Raw genomic sequence first — 16,256 nt, 5'->3', positions numbered from 1 at the left:
TATGAAAAGAGCATATTATATGAAGTACATCGTACTTATGCTGTTGATATTAGGGATATCAATAGCTGCCGCACAAGACGGACTCAATAGCATACCTGTTTCTGAAACTTTTTCAGAAAACGGATCTTTTAAAATAAAATCTATTGCATTTAATAACACACCAGGAAACCTAGATGGTGTATCATATGTCTATGATGGCGATCAATTGATGTATCAGATACCACGATCTTTTGACATGTTATTAGATAACAGTACTCGCGTTGTACTTTCAAATGATGGTAGAATAGTTGTTTATTATCAAAACAAAAAATATAGACCAGAAAAGGAATATGATAATGTAGTGGTTTATAAAGAAGGACTACTCTTTGGCAGCTTTACCACAGATCAATATGCTGATTGTAGTAGTAAGGAAAATAATTGTACTGTATTATATAATAACTATGATGCTGTGATTGACTATAAGAGAAGTGACTATGGAAAAGCAGACTATGAAAAGGTGCTGCGCAGTATGGATGAAGATGAAGAATGGTTGCATCATAAAATGCTTGTCGTAAAGGATAATATAATTTATACAGTAAGCGGTCAGAAAAAGATAAGTGTATTTCATACCGATGATTTAGTTTTAGAAAAGAATGTCGATTTTGAGAAGCTTTATCCATTTATCAAGGACTTCCCTAGTCCCAAGACTACGATTCTTAATGTTCCTAAGACCAGAATGACCATCGATCAATTTATTGAAAAAAAATCAGGTGAGACATTAAATCGTCTTTTAGAGAAACGATATAATTTAAAGTCGGTCTCTAGGAATGATAAAAAAGCTGCTAGCGAGTTTCAATTATATCATATTTCTATGACTGGCTATATGACACGTTTTGGGTTCTTAGAATTGACTTCTTTAGATGTAGATCCTAGATTTGATAAGGAAGATCTTATCAAGTATATAGACGACTTGAGATTTGATCCAGCAACTATAGATCATGAATTACCTAAGCAATATTTCAACTACTATGCTATGTCTTATCGCAATCCTAATGACAACGTTGCGAGAGATGAAAAAATAGCATTTAATAAAGCTGTTAAAGAAGAACAACTCAGAAGAGAACGACTAGATACTATCAATGGATTTTATATCCCTAGATCGCTTGAAGAATCTTTTGTCCAATTAGATAAGATTATGCCAGAAAAAGAACGTAAAATTCTGGTATCCTTAGAAAATCAACCAGATAAATACAACTCTGACGCAGGTGGACTAGGTATATGGATAAGAACTAACTGGGGTATTATTGATGGGTCTAGACTAAAAACCTACTTTAATGAACGCAATTTTCACGACCCAAAAAAGATTTCAGGTATTATTGTAGCGCAATATATTAAATATCTAAAGAGAGAATCTCAAGTAGCCAGAAACTGGGAACGAACACATCCTAGAATTTAGAGCAAAAAAAAAGAGAGGACTTCTCCTCTCTTTCTAAGCGATCTCCACCGCTTTATTTTAATAAACAACGTTTGTATTTCAAAGACTTTGCTTATTTACTTAAACCGTGTCAAATATACAGCAGTGTTTAAGTTTAAAGCATTTTATCAGTGTTTTTTAACGAATTAAATATCGATAAAAAGCTAACCTACTGATTAACAAATTATTGATAAAATTATAAATATGCATTTCGTCGATAATGATTTTACACTTTAACATAGATTAACGACTTTTAATCCTTAATTTCTGCTTATTTTAAAGCTAGAGACACGATTATTACCGGCTAGATAGCCGTTTATCGAATCTATCATTTTTACCGTATAAAATCCTTTATCAGATAGTTGTTTCCAGTCCTTACCTTGATTACCACTCCACCATATACCTGGTGAACCTACCGCTAGTAACTCCTGTCCATTAGTATCTGGTATAAAGATGATATCGCTACTATATCCTGGACCAGTTCCATTAGCTAGTAAATTCCATGATTTACCACCATTATGTGTTATTGCCTTATTATATTTTTGACCTTCTTTTTTATTCCAGTCTCCACCTATGATCACACCTAAATCTTTATCATAAAAATCTACAGCATATATTCCAGTCATTTCACCACCAGCAATGATAGGTGTATTATAAATTTGCCAGTTAGATCCTCTATTATTACTATAAATAACGCGTGCCATTGCACCACCTGTAACTAACCATACTTGATCACCTAATATTTTAATATTTGAATTACTTGCTGCAAACGCAGCCTCACCAGGTACAAAATCAGGTAATTCAGTACATTGTAGTTTTCCCCATGTTTTACCACCATCATAAGTCTTAATGATAGAAAAACATCCACCCATAGGATCTCCCATAGCAATTCCTTCATCATCATTCCAAAACTTCATAGAATCGTAAAACACTCGTTCTTCTACCTCAGTATATACGTGTTCTACAGCACCATCCTTATGAGCAATTTTATAAATTAAAGCAGGATTACCTGCCGTTAAAATATAAGTGTAGTTAGCGGTAGTAGCGATAGATCTAAACTCAACATCATCATCTTCATTAAGTTTAATGACTCCACGTGTAGGCGATCCAGTGGCAGCATCTATACTTCCATAACTACCTTTACTTCCTGCATACCAGTAACTTCCATTACCATAATCTAGCGCTCTCACACTTATAGAATCGGTTAAAACTGGAGTGATCTCAATGGTAGCATCAGTAGCTATTGATGTATCAATCTCTTTTTCAAGAGTCTTATTTTCAGACTCTTTACACGACAACACTGCTATAGCAGCAAGAATATAAATTAGTTTTTTCATGTTACAAAAATAATGACCTTTTTAATGTTTTAGATATAAATGTTACGCTTTCGCGAAAGCGTAATTCACAACAATGTTTTCAAATAAAAAAGGACGCTTCATTTTTTACAGATGAGCTGCAATAAACGTATTTTTGCAAAATGAGATTTCATCATAATTTAGTTCAGGCTACCGTAGACGCATTGCATAACATCTTTAATGATGGTAAATATGCAGATCAAGCAATTCAAAAAATATTAAAACGAGATACTCGTTGGGGTTCTCGTGACAGAGGTTTTATTGCAGAAACCACCTATGATATCGTAAGATATAAAAGGTTATATGCAGAGATTGCCAATGTACACGAACCTTTTAAACCGGCAGACCTATGGCGCATGACTGCGGTATGGATTGTTCTTAAAGGACACGCTGTACCTGCATGGGAAGAGTATTATAACACACCAGAGCGACGTATCAAAGGTCGTTTTGATGAATTAAGTAAAAATCGTGTTTACAGAGAGTCCTTACCAGACTGGATGGATCAACTAGCTCTTAAAGAATTGGGTGGTATCTGGGAAAAAGAAGCTAGTGCATTAAATAAACAGGCTGATGTTGTTTTGAGAGCTAATAGTTTAAAGACTACACCTGCAGAACTTAAGGAAAAACTGCAGTCTGAAGAAATCGCGGTAAGTCAACATGAACGGTTTCCAGATGCGTTGATTCTTAAAGAAAGAGCAAATGTTTTTATGACGCAGGCCTTTAAAGATGGACTCTTTGAAGTACAGGATGCTGGTTCACAACTTATCGCTCCATTTGTACAAGTAGAACCTGGAATGCGTGTCATGGATGCTTGTGCTGGTGCTGGTGGTAAAGCTTTACAGCTAGCGGCATTAATGGAAAATAAAGGTCAGATTATAGCGACCGATATTTACCAAAGTAAATTAAACGAATTAAAACGCCGTGCTCGCCGTGCAGGCGCTCATAATATAGAAACACGTTTAATAGATTCTACTAAAGTCATTAAGAAATTAGCCGGTAAAATGGATCGTTTGCTTATAGACGCACCATGTAGTGGTCTCGGTGTTTTACGTCGCAATCCGGATGCAAAATGGAAACTTCAACCAGAGTTTATAGATGAGATAAGAGCCACGCAACAAGACATCTTGCAACGTTACAGTACAGTAGTTAAACCCGATGGTATGATGGTATATGCTACTTGTTCTATTCTTGCATCAGAAAATGAAAATCAAGTACAAGAATTTTTAAAATCTGAGGCTGGTGCTACTTTTGAGCTTGTTGAAGAGCAGTCATTACTAGCTCATAGAGATGGTTTTGATGGTTTTTACATGGCTTTAATGAAGAAAAAATAGTTTTTACGACTATAATACACATCACGCTTTTTTAAAAGTGAAATAAAACAAACTATGAAGAATCTATTTCTTTTATTTTTTTTAATATGCCTTAGTGCGACAGGACAAATCCCTGCTGGATACTACAACACAGCTAACGGTTTAACAGGATATCCTCTTAAGACAGAATTAAAAAATATTATTACTGCAGGCCATAATCCGCAAAGTTATGATGCACTATATACTCTATATGCAACATCAGATAACGATGATTATTATGATAATGGTACGCAAACCAATACGATACTTGATATTTATTCAGAAACCCTACTGGTGCAGACTCATATAACTTTGGATTAACTCAGGACTGTAGCGGCGTTAGCATTACACAAGAAGGACTTTGTTACAATAGAGAGCATATTTTCCCGCAAGGATTTTTTAATAGCTCTGCAAATCCTACTCCACGTCACGATGCGCATCATGTGATTCCTACAGATGGATTTGTAAATAATGGGCGTTCTAATTATCCGTTTGGAGAAGTAGGAACTGCTCAAGCTACTTATGCAAATGGTAGTAAATGGGGAAATTCAATATCTCCTGGATATACAGATCGAGTTTTTGAACCTATTGATGAATTTAAAGGTGATGTGGCTCGCATGATGTTATACTTTGCCACTCGTTATGAAGATCATTATAATGATTCTTCTTGGGATAATCCTAATGCGTCTAATTATGATCCTAGAGATGGATCTCAAAATCGCTGGTATGAGCAATGGTTCATTGATCAAATGTTAATCTGGCACGCACAAGATCCTGTTAGTCCACGTGAGATAGAACGCAATAATGAGATTTATAACTTTCAAGGTAATAGAAATCCATATATAGATAATCCACAATATGTTGCGATGATATGGAGTAACGGTAGCAGTACTGGAAACGGGACTTTATTCCCTACACTAACGGGTACTTATGTAGATGTCAATACAAACTCTATTGCAGACGCTGGTGATGAAATACACTATTCCTATACTATAGCAAACATAGGAACCACCACACTTTATAATTTAAGAGCTACCTCGCCACTAGGAACATTTAATCCTGGTAATCAAGTGGCTAGTCTTGCTGCTGGACAGACTTTAAATGATCCTTTCGGTACTTTTACTTATGTATTAACTGCTGCAGATGCTACCAATAGCTGTGGTTGCATCACTAATCAATTATTGCTTGCTGCAGATTTTAATGCCGCAGGAACTAACGGTTCCTTAAATGTAGCTAGTGATGATCCTAATAACTTTACTAATAACGATTCTGATGGTGATAATCTACCAGATGATTTCACCATCGTGACTTACCCTAATGGTGGTTCTGGTGTTGCTGGTGATTTATTTATATCAGAATATATAGAAGGTAGTGGTAACAATAAAGCTATTGAAATTGCAAACTTTACCGGTGCACCTGTAGATTTATCTAATTACACCTTGCAAATAAGCACTAATGGTAGTGGTAGCTGGGCTAGTCCTAGAACGTTGATCGGTACACTGGCTGATCAGGATGTTTATTTGATTATAAACAGTGGAGCAATGTTGAGTGTACCTGTAGTTCAAGCAGATGATAATACAAGTAACGCTCCCATGAACTTCAATGGTAACGATGCTGTTGGATTATTTAGAGCTGGTGCATTACTAGATGTAGTAGGCGATCCTAATAGCAGTGCCGACTCTGAAAAAGATCAAACTCTAGTGCGCAAAGCTAGTGTGACTGGTCCTAATACTATTTTTGATAAAGTAGGCGAATGGGATGTTTTCACACAAGATACTTCTAGCGATTTAGGTACTCACACCTATGGAAGTACCGCTAGTATAGTGGACAATGCATTCATTAATTTAAGCATCTATCCTAATCCATCTTCTGGTGTCTTTCATTTTAATAATGATGAGTTGATAGAAGATGTAACCGTTTATGACGTTTCAGGAAGAAGAATTAAAAGCAACTATTCCGATAATGATGGTTTAATTATCAATCATACAGGTATCTATTTTGTGAACGTGATCTCTCAAGGACAAAGCAAAACCTTTAAAGTTATCGTAAGGTAATACCACTTTATATACTTAATAAAAAAGAGCTTCAATAATATTGAAGCTCTTTTTTTATGGAAAAACTAATCGATGTACACGTCTTAAATCATCATGGATATTACGATCTTACACGATACCAGCCTTTTTGTTTATCATATATTATCACCGTGCGACCATCTGGACTATGTAATGCACTCATCACACTATCATAGGATTTAAACTTTGCCGTTTTGCCGTTGAACTCAAGAGTATAATAATCATAGGTCACCGGATAAAACCCAAAAACATAGTGATTACCAGAACCTCTATTTTCTATCACCGCTTGATCAAACAGCGTTAAATAATCTTCAGATGTGTGGTTAAAAGTGCTGAATTTTTCAACCGTTGGTAATTGATCAATATCTTCAAGTAATCTAAACCAGTCTATTCTTGATCTAAACTCTTGATGCCAGCGATGCGCTTTGATATCTTTAGGAATATAAAAATCACCGTCCTGCGTTTGAATAATTAAGCCTCCTAGTTTTACATAGCCGTTACTTAAGTAAGCATCATTATCCAATGTGTGATAGCTAGTAATATCTGGAATCACTCGATTTTTAATCTGGTCATAATGGTGCTGGGCAGCGATATCTCTAATAGAATCTTTACCTTTTTCAGTAGCTCTTTCAATCACATCAAAATCGTATTGAGGCGCTAGTTCTGCAAGCTTTGACTCATAAAACCTTTCATTAAAAAAAGGATGTACTTCTAGATCTTGATACCTTTTTTCTAGATAGTGCACTTTAGCAATTCTATCATCCTGTTTTTTAAAATAAACAAACCCATCTGGTGACACATAGTAATACTCGCTGATTTTTACAGAATCCAGTTTGTCAAATGACTGATCCATTCGTACGGCATAAATCTCTTTTTCATTAAATGAAATTCCCAATAGTTCATCACCGATGATGTATACTTCATTAAAATCAATATGATATTTCTCTAATTCAATTCCTGTGCTATCCAGCTCAGGAAACTCTGCCATATCGGGATATTTATCATCTTCTGTAGTGCTATAACCACAACTGGTTAATAGGGAAATGGTCAATAATAAACAGAAAACATTGTACAGTTTCAGTAGCCTCATAGCGGTCAAAGATATTTAAATAAAACAGATCATAGCATTGTAAACAAGTCGTTAATAATTCCGCTTTCGCGAAAGCGGAAACCCTAAAAATAAAGTCCTAAAAAAGTATCTTTGCAATAGCCCATAAAAGCGCTCACAATGATTCATTTTTACGGAAATCCGTCCAAGTCAGTTTACGCAGTACAAACCCAAGCACCGATCTCTGCAGAGGATGATCAAAAACTACAATGGCTTTTTGCCGATGCTCCAAAACTAGAAGCCGATGCTTTATCGGGATTCTTTACGGGACCACGTGCAACGACTATTACTCCATGGTCTACAAATGCTGTAGAAATCACCCAAAACATGGAAATTAAAGGAATTCAAAGAATAGAAGAATTCCACGCATGTGAAGAGAATTCACACTATGATAAAATGCTGTTGCAAAAATTTGACGGTCTTGATCAGTCACAATTTGATATCAATGTAACTGCAGCTGGTGTTTTAGAAATAGACGATATCGCTGCATATAACATGCAAGAAGGTCTTTCTTTAAGCGATGATGAAATTGATTATTTAATCACTCTTTCAGAAAAACTAGACCGCAAACTTACCGACAGTGAGGTTTTCGGCTTTTCACAAGTAAATAGTGAACACTGTCGTCATAAAATATTCAACGGTACTTTTATTATCGATGGTGAAGAGATGCCTACTTCCCTATTCAAATTGATTAAAGAAACCTCAAAACGCTGGCCTAATGGTATCGTAAGTGCTTACAGCGATAATGTAGCTTTTGTAGAAGGTCCACAAGCCGAGCAGTTTGCGCCTAAAACAGCAAACAAGCCAGACGTTTATCAAACCAGTCTTTTTGATTCGGTAATATCATTAAAAGCAGAAACGCACAACTTCCCAACTACAGTAGAGCCATTTAATGGTGCTGCTACCGGTTCTGGTGGAGAAATACGCGATAGACTTGCTGGTGGACAAGGTTCTTTACCGCTTGCAGGAACAGCGGTTTACATGACCAGCTACTCGAGATTAAATGAAGAACGACCATGGGAAAACGGTTTTGAAGCACGTAAGTGGTTGTATCAAACACCTATGGATATCTTAATTAAAGCATCAAACGGTGCGAGTGATTTTGGTAACAAATTTGGTCAACCGTTAATCACAGGTTCTGTATTAACTTTTGAGCATAATGAACATACAGATTGTCAGACTGAGCCTGTCGAAGCCGACAACCAGTTCGACAAGCTCACTGTGACATCTGAAGATAAAAAACAAAAGAAAAAATCTCAAACTCCTCGTTATTTAGGCTTTGATAAAGTCATCATGCAAGCTGGCGGAATAGGTTATGGAAAGAAAGTTCAAGCCTTAAAGAAAACTCCAGACGCAGGCGATGATATCATCGTTATGGGTGGAGATAATTATAGAATAGGAATGGGTGGCGCTGCCGTAAGTAGTGCAGATACTGGCGCGCTAGATTCTGGTCTAGAATTAAACGCCGTACAACGCTCTAATCCAGAGATGCAAAAACGTGCTGCAAATGCCATACGTGGACTGGTAGAAAGTGATAACAATCCTATTAAATCGATTCACGATCATGGAGCTGGTGGACACTTAAACTGTCTGTCAGAACTGGTAGAAGAAACTGGTGGTGTGATCGATGTAGATGCCTTACCGGTCGGTGATCCTACACTTTCTCGCAAAGAGTTAATCGGTAACGAGTCTCAAGAACGTATGGGATTAGTGATGGATACAAAAGACACGCCTATACTAGAAGAAATTGCTGCTCGTGAGCGTGCACCATTATATAAAGTAGGTAAAGTTACGGGAGATAATAAATTCACCTTTAGTGAAAAAGATGGTCGCAGTCCTATGGATCTGGCACTAGAAGACATGTTTGGCTCTAGTCCTAAAACCATTATGGATGATAAAACCATTCATCGTACCTATGCACCAGTAACATATGATGGAAAAGATTTTAACCTTTACCTCTATCAGGTATTACAACTAGAAGCGGTTGCCTGTAAAGACTGGTTGACTAATAAAGTAGATCGCTGTGTAACTGGTCGTGTGGCCAAACAACAAACTTGTGGAGAACTACAACTACCATTAAATAACGTCGGTGTGATGGCGATGGATTATAATGGTAAAAATGGAGTGGCGACGACGATAGGTCACGCACCAGTTGCCGCATTAATCGATCCAGCTGCTGGTTCTCGCAATGCTATTGCAGAGTCGCTTACTAATCTGGTATTTGCACCATTAGAAAAAGGCCTTAAAGGCGTGAGTCTAAGTGCTAACTGGATGTGGCCTTGTAACAATCCTGGTGAAGATGCCCGATTATACAGCGCTGTAAAAGCCGTTAGTGATTTTGCCATTGAATTAGGAATCAACATTCCTACTGGTAAAGACAGCCTTTCTATGAAGCAAAAATATCCAGATATGGATGTGCTTGCTCCAGGAACGGTGATTATCAGTACCGTTGGGTCTTGTGATGATATTTCTAAAGTTGTTGAGCCTGTACTACAGCGAGATGATAACGCACCTATTTACTACATCAACATGAGTGGTGATGACCATAAATTGGGTGGATCTAGTTTTGCACAAACGCGCAACAGGATAGGTGATGAATGCCCTACGATTGTGAATAGTGACGCTTTCGCGAAAGCGTTTACCGCAATACAAAATTTAATAAAACAAGGCAAAGTACTCGCAGGACACGATGTTGCTAGTGGTGGATTGATCACCACATTACTAGAGATGTGTTTCCCATCACTAGGTGTAGGAATGGATCTAGACCTGAGCGGTGTAGGCCATGATATGGTAAAAGTCCTTTTTGCAGAAAACGCAGGGATCGTATTACAAGTAACCGATGAAAGTGTGGAAAGTGAGCTCTTAAAAGCCGAAGTACCTTTCTATAAAATAGGTCACGCGATCGATGAGGCTGTACTAGACATTAACGATCATATCATTGATGTAGATGACATGCGTGATGTGTGGTATGAAACCTCACGACTACTAGATCAACAACAATCGTTTAACGGCATGGCCGATGAGCGTGCGGTGAATTATGTAGAGCAACCACTAGAATTCAACTTTCCAGCGCATTTTACAGGAAAACTGCCTGAATTGCCGCAAAAACGCATCAAAGCAGCGGTAATACGTGAAAAAGGAAGTAATTCTGAAAGAGAAATGGCACGCGCCATGTACCTCGCAGGATTTGAAGTAATCGATGTGCACATGACCGACTTAATTGCTGGACGTGAGACATTAGAGGATGTACAGTTTATAGCCGCAGTAGGTGGATTCTCAAACAGTGATGTATTGGGAAGTGCCAAAGGTTGGGCTGGTGCTTTCCTTTATAATGAGAAAGCAAATACCGCATTGAAAAACTTTTTCGCCAGACCAGACACCATGAGTATAGGTGTTTGTAACGGTTGCCAACTCTTTGTAGAGCTAGGATTAATTAATCCAGACCATGATGAGAAGCCTAAGATGTTGCACAACGCTAGTGGTAAGTTTGAATGTAATTTTACCAGTGTAGAAATTGCCAAAAACAATTCTATTATGCTGGAGTCACTTGCCGGCAGCAAACTAGGAATTTGGGCGGCACACGGAGAAGGGAAATTCCATTTACCTAAAGACCGCAGTGCTTATCAAATCCCAGCAACTTATGGTTATGATAGCTATCCAGCAAACCCTAATGGATCTGACTATAACGCAGCGATGTTAAACAGTGAAGATGGACGTCACCTAGTAATGATGCCACACCTAGAACGATCTACATTCTCATGGAACTGGGCGCACTACCCTACAGACCGCAAGAATGACGAAGTAACACCATGGCTGGAAGCATTTGTAAATGCTCGTGTTTGGTTGAGTGGTAAATAATATTAAATAAATTATATATGTCAGATTTTGATGAATGGAAAAGTTCTTTAGTAAATTATCTAAACTTTACAAGAGAAGATAGTATAGCTCCAGAAGATAAAATAGAGGTTCTTACAAAGGTTTGTGAATCACTTATAGATAGAGTTGAGTCGTTAAACCTAGTGCAAAAAGAATTAATTAAAGTGGTTAAGGAATTATCAGGGAATTAAGCTAATAATTTATTCATAATAACAATTAGTAAGTATTGCCTTGATTATCAACGTCTGTGAATTCTCGAGTTTGATTGAGTCGAAATGATAAATGTATTATGGACTAAGCTGATATCCAGTTAAAATTTTATATTATGAAATACTAGTAGTTTTCACTAATAGGATGAACGAATGAAAGAATTTATTATTGACGACAAGTATAAATTTGTAGAAAGAATATCCGAGGGAAATATTTGGGATGTTTATAAAAATGAAAATATAATTGAAAATCCAAAATCTTTATATAAGTTTCATTCTCTTGATATTTTTAGCTTGGATAGTCTATTTAGAGGTTATTTTTATCTGGCTAACCCAAGTTCTTTTAATGATCCTTTTGATTGTAATGTAAATTTAGTTACTCCAATAAAAGGTGTTGAAAATTTAACAACAGTTCAACACAATAACTATTCATCTTCCGGTGTTTGCTGCTTATCTGAAACAATAGATAATCATTTATTATGGGCGCATTACACAAACAATTACAACGGTTTTGCTCTTCAGTTTGATGAAATGGAAATTGAAACAAATCTTGAAGAATATAGGGCATTTGGTCTTAGACCAGTAATATATCCTAATAAGCCAAAAAAGGTTGATGTTAAAAAACCATATGCTCATCAATACTTATTTACAACAAAATTAAGTCATTGGGAATATGAAAAGGAATGGAGGATAATAACAGACCTTAGGAATGATAACCGTGAAATGAAATACTGCAATTCAAACGTAAAAGGTATTTATATAGGACATAAAGTAATAGACAGCAAATTGGGACTTTATAAAATGCTTTTAGAAATTCAAGAATCAAAATATCCAAATGCATCCGTATACATAGTTTATCCTCATCCGACGGATTTAAAATTGGAATTTGAGAAGGTTATATAAATAAGTTATTTCAAATACTATCTTAATATTATACGTAGTTAAAAGCAACACTACTGATTCATTTATTGTAACAATCTTATCCACGTCGCGCGCGTTTGCAACGCGTGCATTTTAAACTGAGCATTTGTAATGCGGATACTTAAATTGAATCTAACATGCTAAGTTTCTTCTTCGCATGTTTAGTCAAGTTCAAAAAAATCTATTAAAAACTACATCATCTCGACCATATTTTGACCATGTCAATGCTGATAGTTGGCGTGTCAAATCTTATCTGTCATTCTGAGCTTGACTCAGAATCTGCTATTAGTAGAGATTTAAAGCTTGTACTAGCAAATAACTCATAGCGCTGTAATTGGAGACGCTGAAATAAATTCAGCGTGACAAGTTTCTAAGTTGAAAAGAGCATCTCGCTCGTGAACGTTGCATAACTATTTCAAGACTCACTAAAAGCCAACATGCAATGTAATTTTCTTATCATGTATGGTATAAAAAGAAGATATTAATAATAACATTAATCTCATTAGTCGATACCGTCATGCAGCAGTATGAATTTTAACAACCATCACTTTGAGATTGAGAAATTGACAATAAAAATAGGTGGCTTATCAAATTTCAAAGTCATTTCAAAACAAAAAACCACTACTCTCGTAGTGGTTTTTTATTGAAATATGATATATGGTTATTTCAAAATATTTATTGCTTTAGCATTTACAAATTCTTTGATACCAAATCCTCCATGCTCTCTACCAAAACCAGAATCTTTCACTCCACCAAATGGCATATCTACCTGAGCTAGTCCAAAGGAGTTGATAAAGACCATTCCTGTATCAAAATGATTTTGTGCTAATTCTATTGCTTTATCTTCATCTTTAGAGAAGATTCCGCCACCTAATCCAAAACGACTATCGTTTGCAATGCGCATGGCATCATCTTGATCTTTTGCTTTAATTAGTGATGCTACTGGTCCAAAAAGCTCATCATCATAAGCTGGTTGCCCAGGTGTCACGTTTCCTAATACGGTAGATGGATAATAATAACCATCGCCATCTGGCAACTCTCCACCACATAACACCTCAGCTCCATTTTCAATACTTTCTTGAACTTGGTCATGGATTTTCTCTCTGAGGTCTTTTCTAGCCATAGGTCCTAATTGTGAATTTTCATCCATAGGATCTCCATGTTTGATATTACTCATGCGCTCTACAAAGCCTTTCTTAAATTCTTCATAGACCGCATCCACCACGATAAATCTCTTTGCCGCGACACAGGTTTCTCCGTTGTTGTAGATACGTCCACGTGTACAGGTTTTTACGGCTAGTTCAACATCTGCATCTTCAAGGACGATATAAGCATCATTACTACCTAGTTCAAGGACAGTCTTTTTAATATTTTTACCTGCTTGCTCTCCTATTTTACTACCAGCGCCTGCACTACCTGTAAAGGTAACACCGCGCACTAGATCATGTTCGATGATTTTTTCACTGATGTCGTGATCAATGATTAATACAGTAAATAAATCTTTAGGTAATCCAGCTTCTTCATATATCTCTTTTAGTTTTAATGCACTACCAGTAACATTTGCGGCATGTTTAAGCAATATTCCATTACCCGCCATTAAGTTAACGATAGAATAACGTACCACCTGATAGGCTGGGAAGTTCCATGGTTGTATTCCATAAATAACACCTAGTGGCGAATAAGTCACGATACCTTTACCTCCATTTTGCAAATCGATTTCTTCATTTGCTAATTCTTGAGGTCCGGTAGCTGCGGTATATTCACAAATACCTGCGCACAGGTCTAGTTCTTGTTTACCATGTTTAAATAGTTTCCCCATCTCTTCAGTCATTAATTGGGCAAACTCTTCTTGATGTTCTTTAAACTTCTCTCCTATTTTTTTGATAATTTTTCCTCTTTCTTCAATAGGAGTAGCTTTCCAATTTTCAAATGCTTTATGACAATTTTCTACTGCTTGTAGCGTTTGCTCTTCTGTCATTAAATCATATGATTTAATCTCTTTACCGGTTGCTGGGTTTATGGTTGTGACTTTATCGCTCATAATTTTTTTTATTTAAATATAGAGCTGTACAATACACTATCCCGTTAAATAAATAAGAATAGTCTTTATAAACGCTATAAATTAACGAGCTATTATAGGTATGTTAACATCTAACACTGCTAATCGTTAAAATTAAAATCAATTATTTACATAATTACTAAAAACGATGTGAAGTCTTATTGAAGAATCTGCTTAAGCTCTTGTCTATATTTACTGGCGCTCTTACCGGTGAACTCTTTAAATATTTTATTGAAGTGTGAGAAATTATTAAATCCACAATCAAAACAGATATCTGTTATACTAAGTTGTGTTTCTGATAATAGCTTTGTAGCATGCACTACTCTATACTCATTTACAATCTTAGTAAATGTTTTACCAGAGGTCTTTTTAAAATAACGACAAAAAGCAGGAACGGTCATACTTACCTGATTTGCTATTTCTTCTAACGGTATATGGTTTTGAAAATTTTGATTGATGTATTTGTAGATAATTTCGGTTTTAGAATTGTCTTGCACTTCAGTCTCAAAGGTAAAACTCTCTGCATTTAAGATTTCATAATCATCTGTTATGGCAAGTTCATTTAAAATATCTAATAGTAACAAGGTCCTTGAAAATCCTTTTAACTCATGAAGTTTATGAATTTTTTCTCCCAGTAGATCCTGAGTTTGTTGTTTAAAGAGCAAACCGTTCTTTGCTCTTTCAAATAGATGTTTAATAGGTTCCATCTCGGGCACATTAAAAAAGCTATCACCTAAAAAATTAGGTAAGAATTGCACCAGTAGTTCAGATCCATGATTAGGCCTATCTGTATATCCTATATGTGGTAGCATAGAGCCTATTAATAATAATTGACTATCATTATAATAGGACATATGATTACCTATGTGGCGTTTCCCTTTACCTTCATTAACATATACTAGTTCAATCTCGGGATGAAAATGCCAGAAAGGTTTAAGTTCACTACGTTCTGTAGTACTTTTTTGAACAAAAATAGAATTCCCAAAATCTGGATTAATTTTCTTTAAAGTGGGCTTTTTAAGTAACATACGACATCTATTAATTGATTACAAAGGTCGGCCTAAATTTCTTAATTATATGTTATTTTAATACGATAACGTTATAGTTTCACATACAAGGTTAATATAGCATATAACATGGTCAAATCTGTTGTTTTGTATGCTTGCATAGCACTTTAAATTTGTCATGTAAATCATCAACAAACTATAAAAAGATGAAAACAATGAAAAATTTAATAATTATAGCACTTATGTTGACCACGTTAACAGGCTATGCGGCAAAATTGACAAACACTGTTCCTGCAAAAAATGTAACTACAGTAAAGTTTAACAATGTGAAGAAAGGTCAATTATTGACCATTAAGGATGCTACAGAGGTTACTCTTTATAGCGAGACGATACAATTAAACGGTAATTACAAACAGCAGTTTGATTTAACCACTTTAGAAAATGGGACTTACCGTATTGAATTAAATAAAGACAGCCAGGTCTTAATTCAACAATTTAATGTCAATAACGGTATTGTATCCTTTTCAACAGAGAATGTTTTTTATAAACCAGTTGCGGTACAGAAAAATAATCAAATCCTTATATCACAGCTAGTATCTAGTGATGAGGTATTAGATGTACAGATATACTATAATGACAATTTGATCCACGAAGATGAGATTTCAGACGCTGCAGTGTTAAGTAGAATCTATCAACTATCATCTGATAAGAAAGGTGAATACTTCATTGTCATGAAATCTGCTGGGAAGACTTTCTACAAGTCTATCACGATTTAAATTCTCCCTGAATTTTCTAAAAGGCTGCTTAAATAAAGCAGCCTTTTTTTATACCCTATTTTCTGTGATAT

Annotated in this window: 12 protein-coding genes; 8 read left to right on the top strand and 4 right to left on the bottom strand. The window is 35.9% G+C overall.

What is annotated here, in order from left to right; all coding sequences use genetic code 11:
* The first annotated feature begins 1 nt into the window (after window position 1).
* Complete coding sequence (locus BST92_RS11670; protein ID WP_105071613.1) at window positions 2-1,435, top strand: DUF6794 domain-containing protein; 1,434 nt, start codon at window positions 2-4, stop codon at window positions 1,433-1,435.
* A gap of 278 nt (window positions 1,436-1,713) precedes the next feature.
* Here BST92_RS11670 and BST92_RS11665 read toward each other — a convergent pair whose 3' ends face one another.
* The gene (locus BST92_RS11665) at window positions 1,714-2,790 is read right to left on the bottom strand and encodes a WD40/YVTN/BNR-like repeat-containing protein (RefSeq protein WP_105071612.1); all 1,077 of its coding nucleotides are present in this window, start codon (window positions 2,788-2,790) and stop codon (window positions 1,714-1,716) included.
* 140 nt (window positions 2,791-2,930) lie between these two features.
* On the opposite strand from BST92_RS11665, the gene BST92_RS11660 reads away from it, so the two are divergent.
* Genes BST92_RS11660 through BST92_RS15250 form a run of 3 tightly spaced genes read left to right on the top strand, consistent with a single transcriptional unit; the run spans window position 2,931 to window position 6,211 of the window.
* Window positions 2,931-4,139 (top strand): RsmB/NOP family class I SAM-dependent RNA methyltransferase, encoded by a 1,209-nt coding sequence (locus tag BST92_RS11660; protein ID WP_105071611.1) that lies wholly within the window; start codon window positions 2,931-2,933, stop codon window positions 4,137-4,139.
* A 54-nt stretch (window positions 4,140-4,193) separates the two neighbouring features.
* Complete coding sequence (locus BST92_RS15525) at window positions 4,194-4,478, top strand: endonuclease (RefSeq protein WP_281257006.1); 285 nt, start codon at window positions 4,194-4,196, stop codon at window positions 4,476-4,478.
* Between the two features lie 23 nt (window positions 4,479-4,501).
* Entirely contained in the window at window positions 4,502-6,211 is a 1,710-nt protein-coding gene (locus tag BST92_RS15250; RefSeq protein ID WP_281257037.1) for an endonuclease, read from the top strand.
* A gap of 100 nt (window positions 6,212-6,311) precedes the next feature.
* Here BST92_RS15250 and BST92_RS11650 read toward each other — a convergent pair whose 3' ends face one another.
* Window positions 6,312-7,319: a P-loop NTPase family protein gene (locus BST92_RS11650; RefSeq protein ID WP_146105154.1), complete on the bottom strand. Its 1,008-nt coding sequence runs from the start codon at window positions 7,317-7,319 to the stop codon at window positions 6,312-6,314.
* Window positions 7,320-7,457: 138 nt separating this feature from the next.
* Between BST92_RS11650 and purL the strand changes: the two genes are divergently transcribed.
* From purL to BST92_RS11635, 3 genes are all read left to right on the top strand, one after another.
* Window positions 7,458-11,195, top strand: coding sequence for a phosphoribosylformylglycinamidine synthase (gene purL / locus BST92_RS11645; protein WP_105071609.1), 3,738 nt, complete (start codon window positions 7,458-7,460; stop codon window positions 11,193-11,195).
* 17 nt (window positions 11,196-11,212) lie between these two features.
* A complete protein-coding gene (locus BST92_RS11640) occupies window positions 11,213-11,404 on the top strand; it encodes a hypothetical protein (protein ID WP_105071608.1) in 192 nt (63 codons plus the stop codon).
* A 171-nt stretch (window positions 11,405-11,575) separates the two neighbouring features.
* On the top strand, window positions 11,576-12,325 hold the full coding sequence (locus tag BST92_RS11635; RefSeq protein ID WP_105071607.1) for a DUF2971 domain-containing protein: 750 nt from the start codon (window positions 11,576-11,578) through the stop codon (window positions 12,323-12,325).
* Between the two features lie 679 nt (window positions 12,326-13,004).
* Here BST92_RS11635 and BST92_RS11630 read toward each other — a convergent pair.
* On the bottom strand, window positions 13,005-14,384 hold the full coding sequence (locus BST92_RS11630; protein WP_105071606.1) for an NAD-dependent succinate-semialdehyde dehydrogenase: 1,380 nt from the start codon (window positions 14,382-14,384) through the stop codon (window positions 13,005-13,007).
* 176 nt (window positions 14,385-14,560) lie between these two features.
* Window positions 14,561-15,430, bottom strand: a complete 870-nt coding sequence (locus BST92_RS11625; RefSeq protein WP_105071605.1) for an AraC family transcriptional regulator — start codon at window positions 15,428-15,430, stop codon at window positions 14,561-14,563.
* A 194-nt stretch (window positions 15,431-15,624) separates the two neighbouring features.
* Here BST92_RS11625 and BST92_RS11620 point away from each other — a divergent pair, with 194 nt between their 5' ends.
* The gene (locus BST92_RS11620) at window positions 15,625-16,185 is read left to right on the top strand and encodes a DUF3244 domain-containing protein (protein WP_146105153.1); all 561 of its coding nucleotides are present in this window, start codon (window positions 15,625-15,627) and stop codon (window positions 16,183-16,185) included.
* Window positions 16,186-16,256 lie beyond the last annotated feature (71 nt).

The sequence above is a fragment of the Nonlabens arenilitoris genome (genome assembly GCF_002954765.1).
GTDB lineage: Bacteria > Bacteroidota > Bacteroidia > Flavobacteriales > Flavobacteriaceae > Nonlabens > Nonlabens arenilitoris.
Note: the sequence above shows the minus strand (reverse complement) of the source record. Positions and strands in the feature narration are given on the sequence as shown.

Excerpts from the sequence above, each read along its gene's own strand:
- BST92_RS11670 (WP_105071613.1), top strand. The coding sequence starts at position 2 with ATGAAAAGAGCATATTATATGAAGTACATCGTACTTATGCTGTTGATA.
- BST92_RS11665 (WP_105071612.1), bottom strand. The coding sequence starts at position 2,790 with ATGAAAAAACTAATTTATATTCTTGCTGCTATAGCAGTGTTGTCGTGT.
- BST92_RS11660 (WP_105071611.1), top strand. The coding sequence starts at position 2,931 with ATGAGATTTCATCATAATTTAGTTCAGGCTACCGTAGACGCATTGCAT.
- BST92_RS15525 (WP_281257006.1), top strand. The coding sequence starts at position 4,194 with ATGAAGAATCTATTTCTTTTATTTTTTTTAATATGCCTTAGTGCGACA.
- BST92_RS11650 (WP_146105154.1), bottom strand. The coding sequence starts at position 7,319 with ATGAGGCTACTGAAACTGTACAATGTTTTCTGTTTATTATTGACCATT.
- purL (WP_105071609.1), top strand. The coding sequence starts at position 7,458 with ATGATTCATTTTTACGGAAATCCGTCCAAGTCAGTTTACGCAGTACAA.
- BST92_RS11640 (WP_105071608.1), top strand. The coding sequence starts at position 11,213 with ATGTCAGATTTTGATGAATGGAAAAGTTCTTTAGTAAATTATCTAAAC.
- BST92_RS11635 (WP_105071607.1), top strand. The coding sequence starts at position 11,576 with ATGAAAGAATTTATTATTGACGACAAGTATAAATTTGTAGAAAGAATA.
- BST92_RS11630 (WP_105071606.1), bottom strand. The coding sequence starts at position 14,384 with ATGAGCGATAAAGTCACAACCATAAACCCAGCAACCGGTAAAGAGATT.
- BST92_RS11625 (WP_105071605.1), bottom strand. The coding sequence starts at position 15,430 with ATGTTACTTAAAAAGCCCACTTTAAAGAAAATTAATCCAGATTTTGGG.
- BST92_RS11620 (WP_146105153.1), top strand. The coding sequence starts at position 15,625 with ATGAAAAATTTAATAATTATAGCACTTATGTTGACCACGTTAACAGGC.